A 23,765-nucleotide genomic window follows, 5' to 3' on the forward strand; every position below is an offset into this window, starting at 1 on the left:
TTCGCTGGCGTCTGTGTCTGGCTGGGCGCTACCAGCCAGCGCGCCGGCGGCGCATGCCGCGACAGCCGAAGCGTGGGCGGCCCACGAGCGGGAAGTGACGGCTGCGTGCGTCGCGGCCAGCGCGCTGCAAGGCGCCCGCGCGGCAGGCCAGCCGATCGAGTTCGACGATGGCACGGGCATCACCGCGCTGCTGATCACCGGCCGCCATGCCGCCGGGCACATGGACGCAAGGCGTGCCCGCGAACTGTGCCTGTTCGACAAGCGAAGCCGCACGGCGGCCGTGTCGCCGGCCGATTCGCTCTTCACGCCGCTGAGCCGACCCTGATCCCCGTGGAGGCTGGCCGGTGCAGTCGTTTCGGGCTGGCCGCGAGATCAGAGGCCAGCACCGAAGCCGCGGGCCGTCGCTGCGCGCGATGTGCTCCGTCAGCGCGCCGCCGGCCTCACGCCCTTGAACTCGATCTCGGCGCGCCGGTTCTCGGCCCGGCCGGTGGCGTTGTCGTTGGCCGCCACCGGCACGGCGGCGGCCTTGCCGTCGGTGGCGATGATGGTCGGGTCGACTCCCTTGCCGACCAGAAAGTCCTTGATGGCCTGCGCGCGGCGGACCGACAGACCCTCGTTGTATTCCTCGGGGCCGATGCTGTCGGTGTGGCCCGTGGCGGTCACGCTTTGCCAGGTGACGTCCTCTAGCTTGTGGACCTCTGTGAGGATGTCTTCGCCGTCGTTCGAGCGCACGCTGGCCTGGTCGAAACCGAAATTGGCCACCGTGCGCACGGTGACCGGCTCCACCGCCACGCCTGCGGCGGGCTGGGCGGCGGCGGGTGCGCACAGGGCGGCGCTCAGCGCGAGCGTCAACGGGGTGGCGATGCGGATCTTCATGTCGGGCTCCTTTCGGGAGGTGGTGAGGAATGGCCTGTTCGGGCCGGGGGGTTGGGCCGCTGATCGCGGTCCGGGTTCGTGCATTCGCTGAATCCTTCGGCCGCCGCGGCTGAATACGGCCAGCCGGTTTCGAGCCGCAGGCCGGGCTGCACGGTGCGCCATTGCGGATCGCCTTCGCGCTGCAGCGTGGGCAGGGCGCCGCACAGCCCGCGGGCGAAGTCGCGGAGCCGTTCGGCTCGAGCTTCGCTGGCCGGCGGAGCGGAGACCAGGAAAGACATGACGCCCAGCGTCGGCGTTTGCGCCGCTGCGCCGCCTTGCAGGCTTGTAGTGATCGGCAAGAACGCCTGCAGCGCCCGGCGGCTTGCCGGGTGTTCGCGGTCCAGGGCCAGCAGCTTCAGATCCGCTGTGGCGGGTACCGGCCGCGACGGTGGAAAGATGTCGCCGACGACGACCATCACGTCGATGCTGCGCTCGACGACAAGCTGCCGCAGCGCCGCGTCCGGTGCCAGTTCGCTCGTCTGGTCCGGCGCGAGCGGCTGGCCGAACAGGCGCCGGTAGACGGTGGCGGCGGTCAGGCTGCCGGCGCTTTCGGCCGGGCCGATGTTGATCCTGCGGTCCACGATCTCATGGATGAAGCGCAGCGGCGAGTCGGCCGGCACGAGGAAGTGGAGGGCGTCGGTGTGCAGCGGCGTAATGATTTCCAGCGGGATCGGCGCCGGCACCTGCCGCGCGGCCTGCAGCGCGTCGTAGCGCACGATCGCCAGCCGTGCCCCGCCATCCAGCCCTGCCAGCGAGGCGGCCCAGTCCACCGACGACAGCCCGCCGACGTCGATGCCGGCTGCGGGGGGCATGGCGCGAGCCAGCTGGCCGACCAGACGCCGATCGGCGGCGGCGTCGAGGTCGGTGGCGATCTCGAGCCGGGGGCGGGCGGGCGGGGCGGGCGGCCTGACTTCAGCGTCAGCGGGCGGTGCCGAGGGGACGGTCGCCTCGGTGAGGGCTTCGAGCGGTGGCCCGGGCGCGGACGGGTCCGCCTGCGGCACCGTGTCGGGAGCGCTGGTCACGGGTCCGGCGCCCGGCTTGCCGGTCAGCGGGCCGGGGCGGCCGGCGGGCTCGGCCAAGATCTCGTCAGGCGGCTCGGGCGCTTCGGGGACAGGTGAGACGACGGGCGGAAGGGTTACTTCGGGTACCGAAGGAATGCTGCCCGGCGGGTTGGCGGGCTCGATCAGGAAAAGCACAGCGCTCAGGGCCACGGGCAAGGCAAGCCACGGCACCCAGCGCCGCAGCATCGGGCTTCGCCGTGAAACGGTGCCGGCCGCGCTGCCCGGCGGTGCCGGCGCCGACTCTGGCGTTGGGGGTGTGGGCGTCGACAGGGGTGTAGTGCCGGCGTCCAGCCAGGGCTCGCGGGCGCCGCTCACGCCGGGCGCGGCGGCGGCGAAGGCCGCTTCGTCGGCGGAGTCGATGGGCTGGGTGCCGCCACTGAACCCCGACGGCAATTCGGCGCGGCTCTCAGGGGCTGGCGCCGCGTCGGCCGGTACTGCGGCGGCGAGGGGCGCGAGGGATTGGGCGGACACCGCCGGCCGTTCGCGCACAGCTGCCTGCGCTGTGAAGGCAAAGGTGGCGCGGGCAGATGCAGATGCAGATGCAGATGCAGATGCAGATGCAGGTGCAGGTGCAGGTGCAGGTGCAGGTGCAGGTGCAGGTGCAGGTGCAGGTGCAGGTGCAGGTGCAGGTGCAGGAACGGTCGGGACGACAACCTCGGCTTTGCCGCTAGGCGGCGCCCACTCGTCATCGCCGGGCCGGGCGGTGCGAGCGAGCACCGCCTCGATGGCCGCATAAACCTGATCGGTCTTCGCCGCCCTTGGCACAGCGGAAGTTTCGCCGGCCCTCGACGCGCCGAGTCTCCTGAAGGTCGGCCGGGCCGGTGCCGCTTCTGAAGCCTCTGCCAGCCGCGCACCATTGGCCGGAAGCTGCGCGCGCCGCAGGTCGGACGCCGGCGCGAGCTCAAGGCGGTTCGGGTCGAAGCCGGGAATGCGCCGGCACAGGCGCGCCATCAGCGGCTCGGCCTCGTCGCGCAGGGCGACCAGGAAGTTCACGCGCAGGTCGGGCCGGTTCACCGCCTGCACCAGCTCGTCGGTGAAGGCGCGCAGGTCGGGGCGCCGCGCCGCGCCGGCCAGACACTCCTCGAAGCGATCGAGCACGATCATCAGGCGCACGCCGGCCTGTTCGCACCAGGCGGCCAGCGTCTGCGCCATGCCGAAGCGTGATGGCGTCGTGGCTGGCGGCATGGCCAGCGCGTCTCGTACGTTGGCTTGTAGGCCGACCCAGGGCGGCGCCTCCCAGGCGTCGAAGAAGATCGCCACCTCCCGTTCGCCGCTGTCCGCCGCCACGTCGCCGGGACGACGCCCTTGCGCGCCGGCAAAGCGCAGAACCGGCCCGGATACAGGCCCGACCGCCGGTAACGGCTCGACGCGCGTGCGCGCGAGCAGCGGCAGCACGCCGGCGGTCAGCAGCGCCGTTTTGCCGGCCCCGGCGCTTCCATACAGCACGGTGAGCCGCGACGAACGCATGCGGCCGACCAGCAGGAGCGCCTGATCGGTATCGGCATCGCGTCGGGAATTGGAAGCGGCGGGCCAGCGTGCGCTGATGGTCACGGGAAGGGGACGGGTTCGGTAGAGCCTCACCCTTCACTACGGAGCGGCGCTGCCTGCAGATGCAGCGTTTCCGCATTTCATGGGCCATGTCCGGGCCCCGCTCGGCTCCGCCTCGAATTGCCGAAGTCTGGGGCCAGCGGCCGACCCCCAGCCGCCGAGGCGCCGAGGCGCTTCAGGCTGCCGCATTCAGCGCGTCGATCGACTCACCCACTTCGAGCCAGCGCGCCTCGAGTTCGGCGATCTCGCTTTCGAGCAGCTTGAGCTGACGGCCTTGTTCCGCGCGAGCGGCCGGATCGAGCGCCGGGTCGGTCAGTCGGGCGGCCGCGGCATCGCGCCGCGCCGAGGCGGCGGCCATGCGCACCTCGAGCTGGCTCAGCTCCTGGCGCAAAGGCCGGGCATGGTCGGCGGCCTTCTGGCGCTGCTGGGCTTGCGCCTTGCGCTCGTCGCGGCGCTTGGCGGGATCGCTGCTTGCGGCGCTTGCGACAGGCGTCGGTGCCGAAGCCGGTGCTGGTGCGAGCGCCTTCACCGGCGCAGCGGGCGTCAAAGCACCCGCACGCTGCGACTGCGCATAGGCCTTGGCCTGCTCTCGCGATTGCTCGAGCAGCCAGCGCTGGTAGTCATCGAGATCGCCGTCGAATTCCTGAATGCCGCCGGCCGTGACAAGCCAGAACTCGTCGCACACCTCGCGCAGCAGCGCGCGGTCGTGGCTGACCAGCATGACCGTTCCCTCGAACTCGTTGAGCGCCATCGACAGCGCCTCGCGGGTGGTGAGGTCGAGGTGGTTGGTCGGCTCGTCCAGCAGCAGAAGGTTGGGGCGCTGCCAGACCAGCATCGCGAGCACCAGCCGCGCTTTCTCTCCGCCGGAAAGCGAACCGACGGTCTGGTGGACCATGTCGCCGGTGAAACGGAACTGGCCGAGGAAGTTGCGCAGCTCCTGCTCGCGCGCGTTCGGCGAAACCTGCTTGGCGAGCCGGATCATGTGCTCCATCGGCCCGCTGTCGGGCGTGAGCAGGTCCATCTCCTGCTGCGCGAAATAGCCGATGGCCAACCCCTTGCCCTCGGTGGCGCTGCCGCTCAGCGCCGGCTGCATGCGCGCCAAGGTCTTGACCAACGTCGATTTGCCTTGGCCGTTGGCGCCGAGGATGCCGATGCGCTGTCCCGGCATGACGGAGCGGTTGATGTCGCGCACGATGGTGATGGGCTCGGCATCCGCGACGTGATAGCCGCAGCTCATGTCACGCATCGCCAGCATCGGGTTGGGCAGGTTCGCAGGTTCCTTGAACTCGAAACTGAAGTCGGCCGAGGTGAGCACCGGCGCGATCTTTTCCATCCGCTCGAGTGCCTTCACCCGGCTTTGCGCCTGCTTGGCCTTGCTGGCCTTGGCCTTGAAACGGTCGATGAAGCGCTGCAGTTGCGCCACCTTGTCCTGCTGGCGGCCGAACGCGGCCTGCTGCTGGCTCATGCGCTCGGCGCGCATCAGCTCAAAGGCGCTGTAGTTGCCGCCGTAGCGGGTGAGCTGGGCTTCGTCGAGGTGCAGGGTGACCTTGGTGATGGCGTCGAGGAACTCGCGGTCGTGGCTGATCACGAGCATCGTGCCTTCGTAGCGCTGCAGCCAGGCTTCGAGCCAGACCAGGGCGTCGAGGTCGAGGTGGTTGGTGGGCTCGTCGAGCAGCAGCAGGTCGCTCGGGCACATCAGCGCACGGGCGAGTTGCAGGCGCATGCGCCAGCCGCCGGAAAAGCTGTTGACCGGCGCGTCGAGCTGCGCGGTCTTGAAGCCCAGGCCGAGCATCAGCGCCTGAGCGCGCGGGCGGGCGTCGAAGGCACCCACTTCGGCGAGCAGCGCATGCGCGTCGCCGATGGCGTGGCCGTCGTCGGCTTCCTCGGCGGCCGTGAGGGCCGCGTTGGCTTCGGTCAGGCGCGTGTCGCCGTCGAGCACGAAGTCGGTGGCGGGCTGCTCGGTTTCGGGCATGTGCTGCACCACTTCGGCCATGCGCCAGCGCGGCGGCAGGCCGAAATCGCCGGCATCGGCGCCGAGCTTGCCGGTCATGAGCGCGAACAGCGAGGACTTGCCCGCACCGTTGCGCCCGACCAGGCCGATCTTCTCGCCCGGATTGAGGGTGACGCTGGCGCCGGCCAGCACGACCTTGGGGCCGCGGCGCAGGATGAGGTTGCGTAGGGTGATCATGAGGGCGCGCAGCATACGCGATCGATGTCGCGCACCGGCTCGCGCGGACATCGCCGCGCCGAAATTGCCGGTAGTGAAGAGATGATGACGTGAACTGCCGCGAGTCGATTGCCGGCGAGGTGGGCTACGGGGATGCCGGCTTCTTCGGCCGGCTGTTTCGCCACGTCGGCATGACGCCAGCGCGGTACTGCAAGCGCTTCAACGGGTCGAAGCAGCCGCTGCAGGCGCCGGCGTGAGCGCTTGCCGGGTGATCAACAGCACCTGATCGTCGCCGGCGCTGGTTTCGAGCCAGGCCACTTCGAGCGTCGGGAAAGCGCGCTCGAAATGCTCGCGCTCGTTGCCGATCTCGAGCACGAGGACGGCGTGCTCGGTCATGCAGGCGGGCGCGTCGCGCAGCAGCGTGCGGATGAAGTCCATGCCGTCTTCGCCGCCCGCGAGCGCCAGCGCCGGCTCCGCACGGTACTCGGCTGGCAGCGCAGCCATGGCCGCGGCATTGACGTAGGGCGGGTTGCACAGGATCAGGTCGTAGGGACCGCGCAGGCTGCGCAGACCATCGGATTCGATCACCGCGATACGCTCGGCGAGCCCGTGGCGCTCGACGTTGATGCGGGCCACGGCCAGCGCGTCGGCCGACAGGTCGGCGGCATCGAGCGTGATGTCGGGATACGCCATCGCCGCCAGCACCGCGAGGCTGCCGTTGCCCGTGCACAGGTCGAGCACGCGGTAGGTGTGCTCGCCCAGCCAGGCGTCGAGGGTGCCGTTGCCGTCCAGGTCGGCCAGCAGCTCGGCGATGAAGCTGCGCGGCACGATGGCGCGTTCGTCAACGTAGAAGGGCACGCCTTGCAGCCAGGCCTCCCGGGTCAGATAGGCGGCGGGTTGGCGGGTGGCGATGCGGCGTGCGATCAGCGCGGTGATCGCTGCGGCTTCGTCGCCTGTCAGCTCGCGCTCGGCGTGCTCGTCGAGCGCGTCCGGCGGCAGCCCGAGCGCCCACTGCAGCAGCCACGCGGCTTCGTCGAAGGCGTTGTCCGTGCCGTGCCCAAACGAAACGCCCGCTTCTTCCAAGCGGGCGCTGTGAGTTTCGATTGCCTCGATGAGCTTCACGACACGTAGCGCTCCAACGTCTTGCGGTAGATGTCCTTGAGCGGCTCGATGTCGGCCACCGCCACATGCTCGTCGATCTGGTGGATGCTGGCATTGACCGGCCCGCACTCCACCACCTGCGCACAGATCTGCGCGATGAAGCGGCCGTCGGAGGTGCCTCCCGTGGTCGACAGCTCGGTCTGGCGGCCGGTGACCTCGAGGATCGCGCCGCTCAGCGCCTGCGTCAGATCACCCGGCGCGGTAAGGAAGGGCCGGCCCCCCAGCGTCCAGTCCAGCGTGTGCTCGACGCCGTGGCGGCTCAGCACGTCGAGCAGCCGCTGCTGCAGCGACTCGGGCGTCGATTCGGTCGAGAAGCGGAAGTTGAAATCGACCACTGCCTCGCCCGGGATCACGTTGCTCGCCCCGGTGCCGGCGTGCAGGTTGGAAACCTGCCAGGAGGTCGGCGGGAAATGCGCATTGCCCTCGTCCCAGCGCATCGCGGTCAGTTCGGCCAATGCCGGCGCCAGCGCATGGATCGGATTCTTCGCGAGGTGCGGATAAGCGATGTGCCCCTGCACGCCCCAGACCCGCAGCCGGCCGGAGAGCGAACCGCGCCGGCCGTTCTTGATCATGTCGCCGACGGCGATGACGGAGGTCGGTTCGCCGACGATGCAGGCGTCCAGCCGCTCGCCGCGCTCGCGCAGCCATTGCACGACGCGGGTCGTGCCGTCGAGCGCCGGGCCTTCTTCGTCGCTGGTGATGAGGAAGCCGATCGAGCCGGCGTGCTCCGGATGCGCTGCGACGAATTCCTCCACGGCCACGACCATGCAGGCGATGGAGGTCTTCATGTCGGCAGCGCCGCGCCCGTAGAGCCTGCCGTTGCGGTGCGTCGGCACGAAGGGGTCGCTGGTCCACTGTTCCAGCGGGCCGGTCGGCACCACATCGGTGTGGCCGGCGAAGGCGAGGAGGCGGCCGCCTTGGCCTGCGCTGCCGCGCCGCACCGCCCACAGGTTGCTCACCCGAAAATCGACCGGGCCGCTTTCGATGCTGTGCCACTCGAAGCCCAGCGCCGCCAGTCGCTCGGCAATCAGGGCCTGGCAGCCGCCATCCTCGGGCGTGACGGAGCGGCGTGCGATGAGCTGCTCGGCCAAGCGCAATGCGGGGCCGACGGCGTTAGTTGTCCCTTGCGCGTCCACTCAAAGCGTGCCGAAGTTGGTCCGCCGATCGTCGGGCCGGACCTCGAGCGTGATCTCGGTGAAGGATGGGCCTTCGTCCTTCTCTTCCTTCTTCGCGATCAGCTTGGACTGCGCCGTGGTGTCGTTCTGAAGCCGCCACATGAGGTTGGTCGGCGAGTCGGCGTACGAGAGGCCTTCGTCACGCGTGATGGAGCCATCGCGGACCATGCGCGCCAGTTCGAACTCGAAGGTTTGCGATCCTTCCGCGAGCGACTGCTCCATGGCTTCCTTGACTGCCGAGAAGTCGCCCTGCGCAATGAGGTCTGCAATGAGCTTTGTGTTCAGCAGCACTTCGACCGCCGGCCGTCGGCCGCCGGCTGTCATGCGCACCAGGCGTTGAGAAACCACCGCCTTGAGCGCCGAGGCCAGATCGTTGAGCAAGGCCGGCCGGGCCTCGGGCGTATAAAAGCTCAGGATGCGGCCGAGCGCGTGGTAGCTGTTGTTGGCGTGCAGGGTCGAGACCACCAGGTGGCCCGACAGGGCATACGAGATCGCCGCGGTCATCGTCTCGCGGTCGCGGATCTCGCCGATCTGGATGCAGTCGGGTGCCTGGCGCAGCGCGTTCTTCAGGCCGATCTGCAGCGACTGCGTGTCGCGGCCGACCTCGCGCTGGTTGACGATGGACTTCTTGTTGCTGAACAGGAACTCGATCGGGTCCTCGATGGTGAGGATGTGCCCGGGCAGGTTCTTGTTGCGGTGCTCGAGCATCGAGGCCAGCGTGGTGCTCTTGCCGGTGCCGGTCGCGCCAGCCAGCAGGATCAGCCCCCGCTTCGCGAGAATGAGCGACTCGAGGATGGGCGGCAGGCCGAGCGAATCGAGCGCGGGAATATCGACCGGGATGCAACGGAACACCGCGGCGATGCAGCCGCGCTGGCGAAATGCGCTGAGCCGAAAGCTGCCGACCTGCGAAATGCCGACGCCGATGTTCAGCTCGCCAGTGTCTTCCAGCTCTTCCAACTGGGTCGGCGTGAGCAGCTCGGCCAGCAACTGGCGCGGTTGCTGGGGCGTGAGCGGCTGGTCGGACAGCGGCAGAAGCTGGCCGTTGATCTTGATCTGGATCGGCGCGTTGGCCGACAGGTAAACGTCCGAAGCCTTCTTCTCGGCCATCAGCCGCAGCACGCGCTCCATGTTCCCGCTCATCGCAGCCCTTTTCGCTGTTGTTCAGGCTCGCCGACCTGACCGCGCCGCGCACTTCAGGCGCGCAGCAGCTCGTTGATGCTGGTCTTGGCGCGGGTCTGCGCGTCGACACGCTTGACGATCACTGCGCAGTAGAGCGAATACTTGCCGTCGGTGCTGGGCAAATTACCGGAAACGACCACCGAGCCGGCAGGGATGCGGCCATACGTCACCTCGCCGGTGGCCCGGTCGTAGATCTTGGTGCTCTGGCCGATGTACACGCCCATGGAAATCACCGAGTTCTCCTCGACGATCACGCCTTCGACCACCTCGGAGCGTGCGCCGATGAAGCAGTTGTCCTCGATGATGGTCGGGTTGGCCTGCAGCGGCTCGAGCACGCCGCCGATGCCGACGCCACCGGAGAGGTGGACGTTTTTCCCGATCTGCGCGCAGCTCCCCACCGTGGCCCAGGTATCGACCATGGTCCCTTCGTCCACGTAGGCGCCGATGTTCACGTAGCTGGGCATCAGCACCACGTTCTTCGCAATGAAGCTGCCGCGCCGCGCGACCGCCGGAGGTACCACGCGCACGCCGGTGGCGCGCATCTCCTCCTCGTCGAGGTGGGCGAACTTGGTGGGCACCTTGTCGTAGAAACCCAGGTCGCCGGCACGCATCACCTTGTTGTCGGTCAGCCGAAAACTCAGCAACACCGCCTTCTTGACCCACTGATTCACCTGCCACTGGCCCACGCCCTGGCGCTCGGCCACGCGCAGGCGGCCCTTGTTGAGATCGGCGATGACCTCTTCGACGGCCTCGCGCACTTCAGGCGCATTGGCCGGTGTGATGCTCGCGCGGGCTTCCCACGCGGCGTCGATGGTCGATTGCAGTTGGGTGTTGGACATGAAGGCTCAGACAGACTGTTCTTGGAGAAAGGAGACGATGCGCCGTGCCGCTTCGACGCACTCGTCGGCACCGGCCACCAGCGCCATGCGGATGCGCCCGCTGCCGGGGTTCACGCCGTGCGCTTCGCGCGCCAGATAGCTGCCCGGCAGGACCGCGACATTGTATTGAGCGAGCAGTTCGCGAGCGAAGGCGGTGTCGTCCCGGAGGCCGCCGTTCGCCGTCGAGCGCAACTTCGCCCAGAGATAGAAGCCGGCATCTGGCATGGCCACGTCCATCACCTCGGCGAGCATCGGCGTGACGGCCTCGAACTTGTGCCGGTAGAGCGTGCGGTTCGCCTCGACATGCGCCTCGTCGTTCCACGCGGAGATGCTGGCGCGCTGCACCGCCGGCCCCATCGCCGCGCCGTGATAGGTGCGGTAGAGCAGGAAGCGTTCGAGGATGTGCGCGTCGCCGGCCACGAAACCGGACCGCAGCCCCGGCACGTTGGAGCGCTTGGACAAGCTGGTGAAGGCGATGAGCCGCTGGAAGCCGCTGCGCCCGAGCGCGACTGCGGCCTGCAGGCTGCCGAGCGGCGGCTCGCCGCGGATGTAGATCTCGGAATAGCACTCGTCGGAAGCGATCACGAAGCCGTGGCGGTCGGACAGCTCAAACAATCGCTGCCATTGCGCCAAGTCCATCACTGCGCCCGTCGGGTTGCCCGGCGAGCAGACGTAGAGCAGTTGCGTGCGCGACCAGGTGGACTCGTCGATCGCCGCCCAGTCGATGGCGAAATTGCGCTCGGGGTCGCTGTTCGCGAAGCGCGTTTCGGCGCCGGCAAGCAGCGCGGCACCCTCGTAGATCTGGTAGAACGGATTCGGGCAGACGACGGTGGCGCCGGGGCGCGACGCGTCGATCACCGTTTGCGCCAGCGCGAACAAGGCCTCGCGCGAACCGTTGACCGGCAGCACCTGAGTGGCCGCATTCAGTGCCACGCCGTAGCGTCGCTGCACCCAGGCCGCGTAGGCTTCGCGCAGCGCCGGCTCACCGGCCGTGGCCGGGTAGCTCGCCAAACCGTCCAGCGCATCGGCAAGGGCCTGCTTGATGAAGCCAGGTGTCGGGTGTTTCGGCTCGCCGATGCCCAGGCTGATGGGCGAGAAATCGGGGTTGGGCCGGACGCCTCGCGTAAGGGTGCGCAGGCGCTCGAATGGGTAGGGCTGGAGCCGGTCGAGGAGGGGATTCACGTGGGAATGATAGGAGAGGGCGCCAGCGTGAGCATGCGCTCTCTCTTGCACCCAGAGGCAGGAGCAGCTCGCGGTGCTCTCCCTTCTCACAGCCACAGCCAGCCGAGCACGAACAGCAGCGCCGCAGCAAAGGCATTGGCCAGTGTGACCGGCTTGTCGGCCATGCTCGCGTCCCAGCCATCGACTGCGATCGGCTCCGCTTCACGCAGGCTCACCAGTTCGAGCTTCCAGCCGCGATGCAGCCGAGCCTGGAAGCGCGCGCTGGAGCGCAGCGCCAGACGCGACGGCGCCGCGCAGACCAGGAACACGAAGTACTGCAGCGGCACGATCAGCAGCAGCCAGGCCAGCGCCGCAAGCACCAGCGCCACGGCCAGGACCATGCTGCACAGCAGATCACCGAGCGGATGGCCGCCGGGCTGGTGCTCCGAGCGGAAGTGGCTGCCGAGCACATAGATCGGCAGACCGATCAACTGCAGGCAGGCGCCCAGATACTCCAGCGGCTGGGCCGACACCAGCCCGGTCTGCCGGTCGAGCCGGCCCCAGGCCGCGCCGAAGGCGGCGGTCGCCAGCGCGATCAGCGGGCCGGCCTGCACGTACCAGCGCAGATAGTCGGCGTCCCACAGCCACGCGAACAGCCAGGCGTTCAGGCCGGCGAGTCCGAGCAATGCGGCCAGGACCAGCAGCGTCGTCGGCCAGTACCGCTCCTCGATGTTCAGTGCGCTTCGGGTGGCGGGCATCGCGGACTCCTTCGGCGCATTGAACGAAGTGCCACGTTAATGAGGCCGGCAAGCCGGGTCAATCCCGCGCGCCGCGGCTTGCCGGCGCCGCGTACCGTCTTAGCTCTTCGGCGGCATCCGCAACGTACAGGCTTGCCTCCGCGTGATTGCCTTGCGCACAATACTTTGCACACAATGCATTGCCCGCAGGGAGATTCGATGAGCACCTACCGCAAGAGCGCAGCGCCACCTCCCGAAGCCGACCTGCTGCTGAGCAAACAGCTTTGCTTCGCGGTGTATTCGGTTTCGCTGGCAATGAGCAAGGTCTATCGCCCGCTGCTCGCGCCACTGGGGCTGACCTATCCGCAGTACCTGGTGATGCTGGCGCTGTGGGAATGCGAAGGCCTGAGCATCGCCGAGCTGGGCGCGCGGGTCGCGCTCGATTCCGGCACGCTCACGCCGCTGCTCAAGCGATTGCAGGCGCTCGGCTGCATCGAACGCACGCGCAGTGCCGCCGACGAACGGCAGGTGCTGATCACGCTGACGCGGCGTGGTGCCGAACTGCAGTCGCGCGCACAGGCTGTGCAGGAGCAGGCGGCCAGCGCGACGGCGTACTCGGCACGCGAGCGCCAGGCGCTTACCGCGAAGCTGCACGCGCTGCGCTCGTCGCTGCTGGCGCACAGCGAGCGCTGAGCGCCGAGCCGGGCCGCTCAACGGCCACGGGCTCCGGATGCATCCTCAGTCGGGAAGCCCGGCGGCCTTGGGCAGATCGATCGGCGCGGCCGGCTTCCAGCCCTTCTTGCGGTGCTCGGCCACCACCGTGGTGTAGATGCCGCCCCGCACGTACCACTTGGCCGTGATGCGCGCGAAGCGCGGGGCGGTGGCCGCCACGAGCGTGCTCAGGATGTCGTTGGTGACCTTTTCATGGAAGGCCCCCTCGTCCCGAAAGCTCCACATGAACATCTTCAGGCTCTTGAGCTCGACGCAGTGTTCGTCCGCCACCATGTCGATGCTGAAGTGGGCGAAGTCGGGCTGGCCGGTCAACGGGCACAGGCAGGTGAATTCGGGAATCCGGAACTGGATCAGGTAGTCGCGCTCGGCGGCCGGGTTGGGGAACACATGCAGTTCCTTGCTCGGCGCGGTGGGCGGGTTCACCGGCATCGGCCGTTCACGCAGTGCGGGCGCGGCGGGGGGTTTCCTGGAGGTCTTGACCATGGAAGAAAGCGTGTCGCCGACTCGGGGCCGAGGGACGTTTGCTTGCAGTTCTTAGAGGGGGCCGATGCTATCATCCGCGCCACTCTCGAACCGGCAGCGATGCCGGTTTTCCATTACAAATCAACGAGTTAGCAGCGCCAAGCCGCGCACCCGCGGTGCTTGCGACTGCTTGCCGGACCTGCCGCGATGCGCCTCAACTCGATCAAGCTTTCCGGCTTCAAATCCTTCGCCGACCCGACCAACTTCCAGCTGCCGGGCCAGCTCGTCGGCGTGGTCGGGCCCAACGGCTGCGGCAAGTCGAACATCATGGACGCGGTGCGCTGGGTGCTCGGCGAGAGCAAGGCGTCGGAGCTGCGCGGCGAGTCGATGCAGGACGTCATCTTCAACGGCTCGGGCAACCGCAAGCCGGCCAGCCGGTCCTCGGTGGAGCTGGTGTTCGACAACGCCGATGCGCGCGCCGGCGGCGCCTGGAACCAGTTCGCCGAGATCGCCGTCAAGCGCGTGCTCACGCGCGACGGCACCTCCAGCTACTACATCAACAACCAGCCGGTGCGCCGGCGCGACGTGCAGGACGTGTTCCTCGGCACCGGCTTGGGTCCACGCGCCTACGCGATCATCGGCCAGGGGACCATCTCTCGCATCATCGAAAGCAAGCCCGAGGAGCTGCGGCTCTTTCTCGAAGAAGCCGCGGGCGTCTCCAAGTACAAGGAGCGCCGCCGCGAGACCGAGAACCGCATCAAGGACACGCGCGAGAACCTGACGCGCGTCGACGACATCCTGCGCGAGCTGAACAACAACCTCGACAAGCTCGAGAAACAGGCCGAGGTGGCCTCGCAGTACCGGGGGCTGCAGGAGCAGGGCACGCTCAAGCTGCAGCAACTGTGGTTCCTCAAGCACCGCGACGCAGCGGCCGAGGAAGAGCGCGTGAGCAAGGCGTCCCTGGCGGCCACCAATGCGCTCGAATCGCGGTTGGCCGAACTGCGCCATGTCGAGGCGGAACTGGAGACAGTGCGGCAGGCCCACTACGCGGCGGGCGATGATTTGCATGCTGCGCAAGGTGTGCTGGCCGAGGCGGCGCTTGAGGTGAGCCGGCTCGAGGAACGCATCCGCTACGTGGTCGAAGGCCGCCAGCGCGTCGAACAGCGGATCGCGGAGTTGAGCGGTCAGAACGCGGGCTGGGACGAACGGCGCGGGCAGGCGGTGAGCGAGCTCGAGGAGATCGCTGCGCAGATCGCCGTCGCCGACGAGCAGGCCGAGGTGCTGGCGGCCCAGGCCGAGGAGCAGTCGGCCGGCTTGCCCGCCGTGGAAGACGCGCTGCGTGCGGCGCAGACCGCCAGCCACGAGCAGCGCGGCAAGGCGCAGGAAGTCCAGCAGCAGATCCAGTTGCTCGCCGGCGAATCGCGCAACGTGGAAGAACAGAGCCGCGCGCTGTCGCAGCGCCACGAGCGGCTGGCGAGCGAACGGAAGAATCTGGCCGCACCCGACGATGCGCGGCTCCTCACGCTCGAGGAGCAACTCGGCAGCGCCGACGAAGCGCAGGCGATTGCCGATGCGCGCGCCGAGGAGCTGACGGCGGCGGTGCCGGCCCTCGACGAAGACCGCCGCACGCGGCAGCAGCAGGTCAATACCGAAGCCGGCCGGCAGGCCGATTTCAGCGCCCGGCTCGAGGCCCTGCGCGCGCTGCAGGAAAAGGTGCAGACGGAGGGCAAGCTCGGCCCCTGGCTGGCCAAGCATGGCCTCGACAGTGTCAAGGGCCTGTGGACCCGGCTGCACATCGAGACCGGCTGGGAGACTGCGCTGGAGGCCGCGCTTCGCGAGCGCATCAACGCGCTCGAGGTCGGCCGCATGGAGACCGTGCGCGCCTTCGAGACCGACGCGCCACCCGCCAAGCTGGCCTTCTACACCCCGCCGGCCGGCGCCATCGCCAACACGCACACGACGCTGCCGCGCCTGTCGGACCTGCTGCGCCTGAACGATGCGGGCCTGACCGCGCTGCTCAACGACTGGCTCGAAGGTGTCTACACCGCTGCCTCGCTCGACGAGGCGCTGGCCGGGCGCGGCAAGCTCACCCACGGCGAAATCATCATGACGCCCGCGGGCCACGCGGTCAGCCCCTTCGCGGTGAGTTTCTACGCGCCCGACAGCGAACAGGCCGGCATGCTGGCCCGCGCGCAGGAAATCGAGAACCTGGAGAAGCAGACCCGCGCGCAGAGCCTCATCGTCGATGAGGCCCGGGCCGGCCTGGTGCGCGCAGAAGCGGCCTACACCGACGCCTCGTCAAGGCTCGTCGGCGTGCGCCGCGAAGCCGCCGAGGGCCAGACGCGCAAGCACGAGTTGCAGGTCGAAGTGCTGCGGTTGAAGCAACTCAGCGAGCAGACCAGCGCCCGGCGCGGCCAGATCGAAGCCGAGCTGGCCGAGATCGACGCCGGCCTCGAAGAACTGGCCGAGCGCCGCGCGACCGGCGAGGCGCGTTTCGAAGAACTCGACTTGCAGCTCGCTGGCGAGCAGGAGCGCCACGCCGAACTCGGCGATGCCGTGATCCTGGCCGAGCGGCGGCTTGCCGATGCACGCGAGCAGCAGCGCTCGCTCGAGCGCGAGGCGCAGGAGGCGCAGTTCGCGTCGCGTGCCTTGGCCGCACGTCGCGGCGAGCTGCAGCGCGTCATCGAGACGGCGGCGCAGCAGCTCGCGGCCAACGAGCAGAGCGCGGCCCAGTTGCAGGAAGAGCTGGATCGGCTCACCGACGCCACCGCCCAGGCCGGCCTGCAGACGGCGCTGGCGCTTCGCCTGGAGCGCGAAACCGCGCTGGCCGCGCAGCGCAGCCACTACGACGACCTGTCCGCCCGCCTGCGCGTGGCTGACGAGCAGCGCCTGGGCTTCGAGCGCAGCCTCGAGCCGCTGCGCGAGCGCATCGGCAAGCTGCAGCTCGAAGCGCAGGCGGCGCAGTTGGGCGGCGCGCAGTACCTGGACCAGTTGACCGCTGCCGAGGTGGACATGGAAGCGTTGGCCCAGGGCATCGAAGCCGGCAGCGTCAAGCTCTCCGGCCTGCAGACCGAGATCGACCGCATCAGCCGCGAGGTGGCCGCACTCGGTGCCGTCAATCTGGCAGCCCTTGACGAACTGAGCGCCGCACGCGAACGCAAGGGCTTTCTCGATGCGCAATCGGCCGATCTGGTGGAGGCAATGACCACGCTCGAAGACGCGATCAGGAAGATCGATCTTGAAACGCGCGAACTGCTCGGCAGCACCTTCGACACCGTCAACGAACACTTCGGCCGCATGTTCCCCCTGCTTTTCGGCGGCGGCCAAGCCCGGCTGATCATGACCGGCGGCGAGATCCTCGATGCCGGCGTGCAGGTGATGGCGCAGCCGCCCGGCAAGAAGAACGCGAGCATCCACCTGCTGTCGGGCGGCGAAAAGGCGCTGACCGCCATCGCCCTCGTGTTCGCCATCTTCCAGCTCAACCCGGCGCCGTTCTGCCTGCTCGACGAAGTGGACGCGCCGCTCGACGACGCCAACACCGAGCGCTACACCAAGCTGGTCAAGACGATGTCGGAGAACACGCAGTTCCTCTTCATCTCACACAACAAGATCGCCATGGAAATGGCCGAGCAGCTGATCGGGGTGACGATGCAGGAGCAGGGCGTTTCACGGATCGTTGCGGTCGATATGGAGGCTGCCGTGACGATGGCGGTCGCAGCGTAATGCGCGCAGCAAGAAAGAGCCGGCAGCCATGAGCACCCTGCAGGTCTGGCTCCTCGTGCTCGGAGCGCTGGTGGTGGCCGGCGTGGTTGCGCACGGCGTGTGGAGCGCGCGGCGCAGCGCAGTGCGGCAGGTTGCGGCTGAGCCCGGCGAGGCGGCCGCCTCGCGCGAACCCTCGCTCGACCGGCCGGCAGAGCCGGCGGACCTGGCCGCGACTCGCATCGAGCCCACGCTGGCCCGCCGCGGCGGCCCCAGGCTCGATGCGCTGATCGATGCGATCGCCGCGATCACCGTTGAGAACCCAGTCGCCGGCGAAACCGCGGCCGTGCACCTGCCGCCGGCACGCCGGGCCGGCACCAAGCCGCTGCTCGTCGAAGGCCTCAACGCGGAGAGCGGCGAATGGGAGCTGCCGATGCCGGGCCAGCGCTACGGCGAGTTCCAGGCCGGCGTGCAATTGGCCAACCGCAGCGGCGCGCTCAACGAGATCGAGTATTCCGAGTTCGTGCAGAAGGTGCAGTCCTTCGCCGAGCCGCTGGCCGCCTTGCCCGACTTCCCGGACATGCTCGACGTCGTGGCGCGGGCACGCGAGCTCGACGCCTTTGCCGGCCAGCACGACGCGCAGTTGGCCTTGCGCCTGGTTTCCCGCGGTCCGGCCTGGTCGCCCGGTTATGTGCAGCAGCACGCCGCCCGCCATGGTTTCGTGACCGGCGCTCTGCCGGGCCGGCTGGTGCTGCCCGGACTCGACGAAGGTGCGCCGCCCGTACTGACACTCAACTTCGACGCCCAGGCCGCACTGGCCGACGATCCGAGCCAGGCCGCACTGCGCGAGCTGACTCTGGCTTTCGACGTGCCGCAGACCGGCAGCGCGGCCGCACCGTTTGCCGCCTGGTGCGCGGCCGGCGAGGCCTTGTCCACCGAGCTCGATGCCGCCCTGTACGACGACGGCGGCCAGCCTTTGCATCCGACTTCCTTCGCCGCCATCGGCCAGGAGCTCGAGCGTCTGTATGCGCGCCTGGCCGAGCGCGACCTGGCAGCAGGATCGGCAGCGGCAAGACGGCTGTTCAGTTAGCCGTCGAGCCCCTCACGACGCCATCTCCACAAGCCGCGTCGCGAGACGTCGGGCGGTGACTTCGGGCTCGCCTGCAAATGAATGCAAGACGAACCGGTCGCAACGGAAGGGATTTCCGGTCGAGCGACCGTTGCCGCTATTTTTGCCAAGCTTGTGTCGATGTGTTTCCACGCGGCATCGGCCGTTCACAGGGAATTTGCTCCAGTGCCTGCCGGCATAGCGATTGCCCGACCGAATCCGCAGTTGATCTTCCAGCGCACCTCGCGCGAAAAGGAGATTCGACATGGACATTTCGGCTTCGCTTCGGGCGGTGTCGCTCGCGCTTCTGTTCGGCAGCGCCCTTCACCCGCCGGCCGCGGCACAAGCCGCGGGCGCGGAATGGACCACACCGGCCGGCACGCTCGAAGGCACGCGCTTCAGTTCCTTGGCGCAGATTCACAGCGGCAATGTCGGGCAACTCGAAGAGGAGTTCCGCTTTCGCACCGGCGTTATCGCCGGGCATGAGGGCACGCCGCTCGTGGTCGGCTCGACGATGTACGTCGTCAGCCCGTTCCCGAACAAGCTGTTCGCGCTCGACCTGGCCGACCGCGGCCGGCTGCGCTGGGTCTTCGACCCGCGCGCCGATCCGTTCGCGCAAGACAAGGCGTGTTGCGACATCGTCAATCGCGGCGCGGTGCATGCGAACGGCAAGATCATCTACAACGTGCTCGACAACACCACAGTCGCGGTCGATGCAAGGACCGGCCGCGAGGTCTGGCGCACCAAGCTCGGCGACCCGGCCACCGGCCAGACGATGACGATGGCCCCGCTGGTCGTGGGCGACAAGGTGTTGGTCGGCAACAGCGGCGGCGAGCTCGGCATCCGTGGCTTCATCGCCGCTCTCAACCTCAACACCGGCATCGAGGTCTGGCGCGCTTTCAGCACCGGCCCTGATGTCGATGTGCTCATCGGTGCGGGCTTCAATCCGTTCTACGCCAAGGACCGTGGCGCCGATCTCGGCGCGGCCACCTGGCCATCGGAATTCATGTGGCAGCACGGCGGCAGCACGGTCTGGGGCTTTGTCAGTTACGACCCGCAACTCAACCTGATCTACTACGGCACCGCCAACCCCGGTGTCTGGAACCCCGACTTGCGGCCCGGCGACAACAAGTGGTCGACCACGCTGTTCGCGCGCAATCCCGACACCGGCCAGGCGGCCTGGGCCTACCAGATCACGCCGCACGACGCTTGGGACTTCGACGGCGTCAACGAGAACATCGTCGTGAACCTGCCGTTCGGCGACACGACGCGCCAACTGCTGGTGCGCTTCGACCGCAACGGCTTTGCCTACACGATGGACCGCAAGACCGGCGAGGTGCTGGTGGCCGAAAAGTTTGTGTTCGTCAACTGGGCCGAACGCATCGACCTCGGCACCGGCGCGCCCGTCGAGAACCCGGCCAAGCGCCCCCGCGAGGGCGTCAACGTGCGCGACATCTGCCCGGCCGGGGTGGGCGGCAAGGATCAGCAGCCGGCCGCGTTCTCGCCGCGCACCAACCTGTTCTACGTGCCGACCAACAACCTGTGCATGGACTACGAGGCGCTGAAGGTCAACTTCATCGAAGGCACGCCGTTCGTGGGCGCCAGCGTCAGGATGAAAGCCGGCCCGGACGGCCTCGGCCATCGCGGTGAGTTCATGGCTTGGGACGCGACCAGCGGGCGCAAGGTGTGGGGCATCGCCGAGCGCTTTCCGGTCTGGAGCGGCGTGCTCGCGACGGCCGGCGACGTGGTCTTCTACGGCACGCTCGACCGCCGGTTCAAGGCGGTCCACGCGGTCACCGGGCAGGTGCTGCTCGACCGCCGACTCGAGTCCGGCATCGTCGGCCATCCGATGACCTTCCTCGGCCCCGACGGCAAGCAGCGCGTCGCGATCTACTCCGGCCCGGGCGGCGTGGCCGGCGCGATCGTGCCGGCCGAGCTGTCGCCCGACGATCCGTTCGCCGGGCTCGGCATCGTCGGCGCGATGGCCGATCTGCCGCGCTTCACGCCAGCCGGCGGCGCGGTGCATGTGTTCAAGCTGCCATGAACCGCGCGAGCGTCAACGAGGCCCGATGGCGGGTTGCGGCGGCGTTCGCGCTGCTCGCAGCGGTCGCTGCCGCGGTCGCCGCTGCCGAGCCGGCGCGCGAATTGCGCGTCTGCGCGCAGCCCAACAACCTGCCGTTCTCGAACCAGCGGCTCGAGGGTTTCGAGAACAAGCTGGCCCAGTTGGTGGCTGACGAGTTGAGCGCGACGCTGCGCTACACCTGGCGGCCGCAGCGCCGTGGCTTCGTGCGCCGCACGCTGAACGCCGGCGCCTGCGACCTCGTGATGGGCGTGCCGAGCGGCTTCGAGCCGGTGTTGGCGAGCGTGCCGTACTACCGTTCGACCTACGCCTTCGTTTACGCGAAGGATCGTCAGCCGGGTTTGAGTTCGTTCGACGACCCGGCGTTGCGCGGCCTGCGCATCGGCCTGCATGCGGTCGGCGACGACGGCTTCAGCACGCCGCCGGCGCACGCACTGGCACGGCGTGGCCTCCTCAACAACATCGTCGGCTTCGCGATGTGGGACACCGACACGGTCGACAGCCCGGCCGGCCGCATCGTCGATGCGGTCGCTTCCGGCGATATCGACCTGGCGATCGTCTGGGGTCCGTTCGCCGCCTACTTCGCCGGCCGGCACCCGCAACGACTCGAGGTGCGGCCGGTGTCGCCACCGCCGGACATGAGCGCGTGGCCGTTCGCCTACGACATCGCGATCGGCGTGCGACAGGGCGACGCTGCGCTGAAGCGCGAACTCGACGGCGTGCTCGAGCGGCGTCGCGACCAGGTCCGAGAAATCCTCGAGCAATATGGCGTGCCGCTGATCGGGCCGACCGCCGAGACCCGCGAAGGAGACTGAAATGCAAGCCAACCCGACGAGAAGGATCGCCTGCGCATTCGTGTTGTCGCTGTGCGGCTTGGCCACGATGCTGGCCGACGCGGGCGGCCCGGGGTCGTCGTCGGGGCCGAGCGTCGGCGCGGTGTCGAGGCACGGCGGCGGCGTGCCGGATATTGACGAAGACGACGGCGACCGCATCAACGGTCGCCGGCTGTTCCTCAGCAACAACTGCTACATCTGCCACGGCGGGCGTGGCGGCGGCGGCATGTGCCCGAGCCTGCGCGAGGATCGCCCGCACGGCGACGATGCCGTGCGCGCGATCCTCAACGGCACGCGCAACGGCATGCCGCCGTTCCGCGACCGCCTGAGCGCGCAGGACATTGCCGACCTGCTGGCCTACATCGATTCCTTGCGCCGCGACGAAGAACCGACCTTCACGCATTGGTGGGAGCCGGTGCCGACGCGCTGACGCTGCGACGCGGTGCTTGGCCAATACGCTTCGCAGCGACTTGCCGGGCCGATGGCGTAACTCATGACCGGCGCCTTGCCGGGCCGGCTGGGGCTGCCCAGCGGCGAGGAGGGCGCACCGCCCTGCTGACGCTGGCTTTCGCCGTGCTGGAGCGCCGGCCGCTGTGCTTCCTCGGGGATCGGCTGCGTCGGCTTTGCGCAACCTGCGACCCCATCGGCCGATCACGGCTGCTCGCGCCTCGCGGTGCCTGCTGCCCTCGTGATGGTGGAAACGCACGGCAATCAACCTCACGATAGCCGGCGCGGCTCACGGGCGACGGGGCAGTCGGCCGCTCCTAAACTGCCGCCATGCCGCATCCAAAGCAAGAACAAGTCGCCCGGCGCGCTGCAGAGCTGCGCGAGCAACTGTTTCACCACGCCCATCGCTACTACGTGCTCGACGCGCCGGAGATCCCCGATGCCGAGTACGACCGCCTGTTCCAGGAACTGCAAGCCATCGAGGAAGCGCAGCCTGAACTGCGCACGCCCGATTCGCCCACGCAGCGCGTGCTCGGCGCGGTGCTGGCCGGGCTCACGCCGGTGCGCCACGCCGTGCCGATGCTCTCCATCGCGGCCGAGCGCGACACCAGCGAGGCGGCGGCGCGGCGCTTCGACGCGCGCGTGCGCCGGGCGCTGGGCTTGCATGACGAGGATCCGCCGCTCGAGTATTCGGCCGAGCTCAAGTTCGACGGCCTGGCGATCAACCTGCGCTACGAGCACGGCGTGCTGGTGCAGGCCGCCACGCGCGGCGACGGCGAGACCGGCGAGGACGTGACGCACAACATCCGCACGATCGGGCAGATCCCGCTGCGGCTCGCCGGCGCCGAGGCCGAAGTGATTGAAGTGCGTGGCGAAATCTACATGCGACGCGATCACTTCGAGCGCATGAACGAGCAGCAGCGGGCCGCCGGGCTCAAGACCTTCGTCAACCCGCGCAACGCCGCGGCCGGCATGGTGCGCCAGCTCGACTCGAAGGTCACCGCCTCGCGCCGCCTGAGTTTCTACGCCTATGGCCTAGGCGAGGTGCGCGGCTGGGAGCTGCCTGAGACACACAGCGCGACGCTCGACGCGCTGGCGACGATGGGCGTGCCGGTCAACGGCGAACGCGCGGTGGTGCGCGGCGCGGACGGGCTGGTCGGTTTCCATGCGCAGATCGGCGGAAAGCGAGCCCAGCTGCCGTTCGACATCGATGGCGTGGTCTACAAGATCGACGCGCGCGACCTGCAGCAGCGGCTCGGCTTCAAATCGCGCGAGCCGCGCTGGGCCCTGGCGCACAAGTACCCGGCGCAAGAGCAGATGACGGTGGTGCGCGACATCGACGTGCAGGTCGGGCGCACCGGCAAGCTCACGCCGGTCGCCAAGCTGGAGCCGGTGTTCGTCGGCGGCACGACGGTCAGCAACGCGACCCTGCACAACGAGGACGAAACGCGCCGCAAGGACGTTCGCGTCGGCGACACGGTGATCGTGCGCCGCGCCGGCGACGTGATCCCCGAGGTGGCCGGCGTCGTGCTCGACCGTCGACCGGACGATGCCGGCGAGCCGTTCGATCTGTTCAAGCGCCTCGGCGGCAAGTGCCCCGTGTGCGGCAGCGCCATCGCGCGCGAGGAAGGCGAGGTCGATTGGCGTTGTTCGGGCGGCCTGTTCTGCGCCGCCCAGCGCAAGGAGGCGATCCTGCACTTCGCCGGCCGGCGCGCGATGGACATCGAAGGCCTGGGCGACAAGCTGGTCGAGCAGCTCGTGGACGGCGGCGCGGTGCGCACCTTGCCGGACCTCTACGGTTTGACCGCCGATCAGCTCGCCGACCTCGATCGCATGGCCGCGAAGAGCGCAAGAAACCTGGTCGACGCGCTCGACAAGAGCAAGCGCACAACCTTGCCGCGCTTCCTCTTCGCGCTGGGCATCCGCCACGTCGGCGAAGCCACGGCCAAGGATCTCGCGCGGCACTTCGGCTCGCTCAACAGCATCCTCGAGGCAAGCGAGCTGCAATTGCTCGAAGTCGCCGATGTCGGCAAGGTCGTCGCGCAGAGCCTCCGCCTCTTCCTCGAGCAGGCGCACAACCGCGAAGTGGTCGATGAGCTGCGCCGGCTCGGCATCCACTGGGAGGAAAGCGACGGCACCGCCGACCGGACGCCCAAGCCGCTGGCGGGCAAGACCTTCGTGCTGACCGGCACCTTGCCGAACCTGACTCGCGACGTGGCCAAGGAGCGCATCGAAGCCGCCGGCGGCAAGGTCGCCGGCTCGGTGAGCAAGAAGACCGACTACGTCGTCGCCGGCGAGGAAGCCGGCAGCAAGCTCGACAAGGCGCGCGAGCTGGGCATCGCGCTGCTCGACGAAGCGGCGCTCGAAGCCTTGCTGGCTTCGTAGCGCCGCGTCGCCGGATACTGGCGTTCAGAAGGAGTCA

At 68.8% G+C, this 23,765-nt stretch carries 19 protein-coding genes; 9 read left to right on the top strand and 10 right to left on the bottom strand.

Features of this window, described 5'->3' with window-relative positions; translation table 11 throughout:
• Positions 1-94 precede the first annotated feature (94 nt).
• Entirely contained in the window at positions 95-325 is a 231-nt protein-coding gene (locus tag H0W40_RS00745; protein ID WP_292442071.1) for a hypothetical protein, read from the top strand.
• Positions 326-423: 98 nt separating this feature from the next.
• On the opposite strand, the gene H0W40_RS00750 is transcribed toward H0W40_RS00745, so the two are convergent.
• From H0W40_RS00750 to H0W40_RS00760, 3 genes are all read right to left on the bottom strand, one after another.
• Positions 424-876: an OmpA family protein gene (locus H0W40_RS00750; RefSeq protein ID WP_292442072.1), complete on the bottom strand. Its 453-nt coding sequence runs from the start codon at positions 874-876 to the stop codon at positions 424-426.
• Positions 873-3,527, bottom strand: a complete 2,655-nt coding sequence (locus H0W40_RS00755; RefSeq protein ID WP_292442075.1) for a TAXI family TRAP transporter solute-binding subunit — start codon at positions 3,525-3,527, stop codon at positions 873-875. Before H0W40_RS00755 ends, H0W40_RS00750 begins: the two co-directional genes overlap by 4 nt.
• A gap of 172 nt (positions 3,528-3,699) precedes the next feature.
• Positions 3,700-5,712 carry an ABC-F family ATP-binding cassette domain-containing protein gene (locus H0W40_RS00760; RefSeq protein ID WP_292442166.1) on the bottom strand — a complete coding sequence of 671 codons (2,013 nt, stop codon included), beginning with the start codon at positions 5,710-5,712 and terminating at the stop codon, positions 3,700-3,702.
• An 89-nt stretch (positions 5,713-5,801) separates the two neighbouring features.
• Between H0W40_RS00760 and H0W40_RS00765 the strand changes: the two genes are divergently transcribed.
• Complete coding sequence (locus H0W40_RS00765) at positions 5,802-5,948, top strand: hypothetical protein (RefSeq protein WP_292442077.1); 147 nt, start codon at positions 5,802-5,804, stop codon at positions 5,946-5,948.
• Here H0W40_RS00765 and prmB read toward each other — a convergent pair.
• The 6 genes from prmB to H0W40_RS00795 form a co-directional block, all read right to left on the bottom strand.
• Positions 5,911-6,813: a 50S ribosomal protein L3 N(5)-glutamine methyltransferase gene (prmB, locus tag H0W40_RS00770; protein ID WP_292442078.1), complete on the bottom strand. Its 903-nt coding sequence runs from the start codon at positions 6,811-6,813 to the stop codon at positions 5,911-5,913. The genes H0W40_RS00765 and prmB overlap by 38 nt on opposite strands.
• A complete protein-coding gene (dapE, locus tag H0W40_RS00775; protein WP_292442080.1) occupies positions 6,810-7,988 on the bottom strand; it encodes a succinyl-diaminopimelate desuccinylase in 1,179 nt (392 codons plus the stop codon). The genes prmB and dapE overlap by 4 nt, the downstream gene beginning before the upstream one ends.
• Complete coding sequence (locus tag H0W40_RS00780) at positions 7,989-9,167, bottom strand: PilT/PilU family type 4a pilus ATPase (protein ID WP_292442081.1); 1,179 nt, start codon at positions 9,165-9,167, stop codon at positions 7,989-7,991.
• A 53-nt stretch (positions 9,168-9,220) separates the two neighbouring features.
• Entirely contained in the window at positions 9,221-10,045 is an 825-nt protein-coding gene (dapD, locus tag H0W40_RS00785) for a 2,3,4,5-tetrahydropyridine-2,6-dicarboxylate N-succinyltransferase (RefSeq protein ID WP_292442082.1), read from the bottom strand.
• Positions 10,046-10,051: 6 nt separating this feature from the next.
• Entirely contained in the window at positions 10,052-11,266 is a 1,215-nt protein-coding gene (dapC, locus tag H0W40_RS00790) for a succinyldiaminopimelate transaminase (RefSeq protein ID WP_292442084.1), read from the bottom strand.
• An 86-nt stretch (positions 11,267-11,352) separates the two neighbouring features.
• The gene (locus tag H0W40_RS00795) at positions 11,353-12,003 is read right to left on the bottom strand and encodes a hypothetical protein (RefSeq protein ID WP_292442085.1); all 651 of its coding nucleotides are present in this window, start codon (positions 12,001-12,003) and stop codon (positions 11,353-11,355) included.
• A 198-nt stretch (positions 12,004-12,201) separates the two neighbouring features.
• Here H0W40_RS00795 and H0W40_RS00800 point away from each other — a divergent pair, with 198 nt between their 5' ends.
• The gene (locus H0W40_RS00800; RefSeq protein ID WP_292442086.1) at positions 12,202-12,675 is read left to right on the top strand and encodes a MarR family winged helix-turn-helix transcriptional regulator; all 474 of its coding nucleotides are present in this window, start codon (positions 12,202-12,204) and stop codon (positions 12,673-12,675) included.
• A 45-nt stretch (positions 12,676-12,720) separates the two neighbouring features.
• On the opposite strand, the gene queF is transcribed toward H0W40_RS00800, so the two are convergent.
• On the bottom strand, positions 12,721-13,143 hold the full coding sequence (gene queF, locus H0W40_RS00805) for a preQ(1) synthase (RefSeq protein ID WP_292442167.1): 423 nt from the start codon (positions 13,141-13,143) through the stop codon (positions 12,721-12,723).
• Positions 13,144-13,383: 240 nt separating this feature from the next.
• On the opposite strand from queF, the gene smc reads away from it, so the two are divergent.
• The 6 genes from smc to ligA all read left to right on the top strand — a co-directional run bounded on the left by smc (position 13,384) and on the right by ligA (position 23,728).
• Positions 13,384-16,899, top strand: coding sequence for a chromosome segregation protein SMC (gene smc, locus H0W40_RS00810; RefSeq protein WP_292442087.1), 3,516 nt, complete (start codon positions 13,384-13,386; stop codon positions 16,897-16,899).
• A gap of 28 nt (positions 16,900-16,927) precedes the next feature.
• Entirely contained in the window at positions 16,928-17,965 is a 1,038-nt protein-coding gene (locus tag H0W40_RS00815) for a cell division protein FtsZ (RefSeq protein WP_292442089.1), read from the top strand.
• A 283-nt stretch (positions 17,966-18,248) separates the two neighbouring features.
• On the top strand, positions 18,249-20,027 hold the full coding sequence (locus tag H0W40_RS00820; protein WP_292442090.1) for a methanol/ethanol family PQQ-dependent dehydrogenase: 1,779 nt from the start codon (positions 18,249-18,251) through the stop codon (positions 20,025-20,027).
• Positions 20,024-20,878 (top strand): substrate-binding domain-containing protein, encoded by an 855-nt coding sequence (locus H0W40_RS00825; protein ID WP_292442092.1) that lies wholly within the window; start codon positions 20,024-20,026, stop codon positions 20,876-20,878. Before H0W40_RS00820 ends, H0W40_RS00825 begins: the two co-directional genes overlap by 4 nt.
• Position 20,879: 1 nt before the next feature.
• Positions 20,880-21,326: a cytochrome c gene (locus H0W40_RS00830; protein WP_292442093.1), complete on the top strand. Its 447-nt coding sequence runs from the start codon at positions 20,880-20,882 to the stop codon at positions 21,324-21,326.
• Between the two features lie 347 nt (positions 21,327-21,673).
• Positions 21,674-23,728: an NAD-dependent DNA ligase LigA gene (ligA, locus tag H0W40_RS00835; protein ID WP_292442106.1), complete on the top strand. Its 2,055-nt coding sequence runs from the start codon at positions 21,674-21,676 to the stop codon at positions 23,726-23,728.
• Positions 23,729-23,765 lie beyond the last annotated feature (37 nt).

Origin of the sequence: Methylibium sp., assembly GCF_013817345.1 — a bacterium.
Taxonomy (GTDB): Bacteria; Pseudomonadota; Gammaproteobacteria; order Burkholderiales; family Burkholderiaceae_C; genus Methylibium.

What these genes read in the sequence shown, in the direction of transcription:
- H0W40_RS00750 (WP_292442072.1), bottom strand. Translation starts at nt 876, where the DNA reads ATGAAGATCCGCATCGCCACCCCGTTGACGCTCGCGCTGAGCGCCGCC.
- H0W40_RS00760 (WP_292442166.1), bottom strand. Translation starts at nt 5,712, where the DNA reads ATGATCACCCTACGCAACCTCATCCTGCGCCGCGGCCCCAAGGTCGTG.
- H0W40_RS00780 (WP_292442081.1), bottom strand. Translation starts at nt 9,167, where the DNA reads ATGAGCGGGAACATGGAGCGCGTGCTGCGGCTGATGGCCGAGAAGAAG.
- dapD (WP_292442082.1), bottom strand. Translation starts at nt 10,045, where the DNA reads ATGTCCAACACCCAACTGCAATCGACCATCGACGCCGCGTGGGAAGCC.
- H0W40_RS00795 (WP_292442085.1), bottom strand. Translation starts at nt 12,003, where the DNA reads ATGCCCGCCACCCGAAGCGCACTGAACATCGAGGAGCGGTACTGGCCG.
- H0W40_RS00800 (WP_292442086.1), top strand. Translation starts at nt 12,202, where the DNA reads ATGAGCACCTACCGCAAGAGCGCAGCGCCACCTCCCGAAGCCGACCTG.
- queF (WP_292442167.1), bottom strand. Translation starts at nt 13,143, where the DNA reads ATGCCGGTGAACCCGCCCACCGCGCCGAGCAAGGAACTGCATGTGTTC.
- smc (WP_292442087.1), top strand. Translation starts at nt 13,384, where the DNA reads ATGCGCCTCAACTCGATCAAGCTTTCCGGCTTCAAATCCTTCGCCGAC.
- H0W40_RS00815 (WP_292442089.1), top strand. Translation starts at nt 16,928, where the DNA reads ATGAGCACCCTGCAGGTCTGGCTCCTCGTGCTCGGAGCGCTGGTGGTG.
- H0W40_RS00820 (WP_292442090.1), top strand. Translation starts at nt 18,249, where the DNA reads ATGGACATTTCGGCTTCGCTTCGGGCGGTGTCGCTCGCGCTTCTGTTC.
- H0W40_RS00825 (WP_292442092.1), top strand. Translation starts at nt 20,024, where the DNA reads ATGAACCGCGCGAGCGTCAACGAGGCCCGATGGCGGGTTGCGGCGGCG.
- H0W40_RS00830 (WP_292442093.1), top strand. Translation starts at nt 20,880, where the DNA reads ATGCAAGCCAACCCGACGAGAAGGATCGCCTGCGCATTCGTGTTGTCG.
- ligA (WP_292442106.1), top strand. Translation starts at nt 21,674, where the DNA reads ATGCCGCATCCAAAGCAAGAACAAGTCGCCCGGCGCGCTGCAGAGCTG.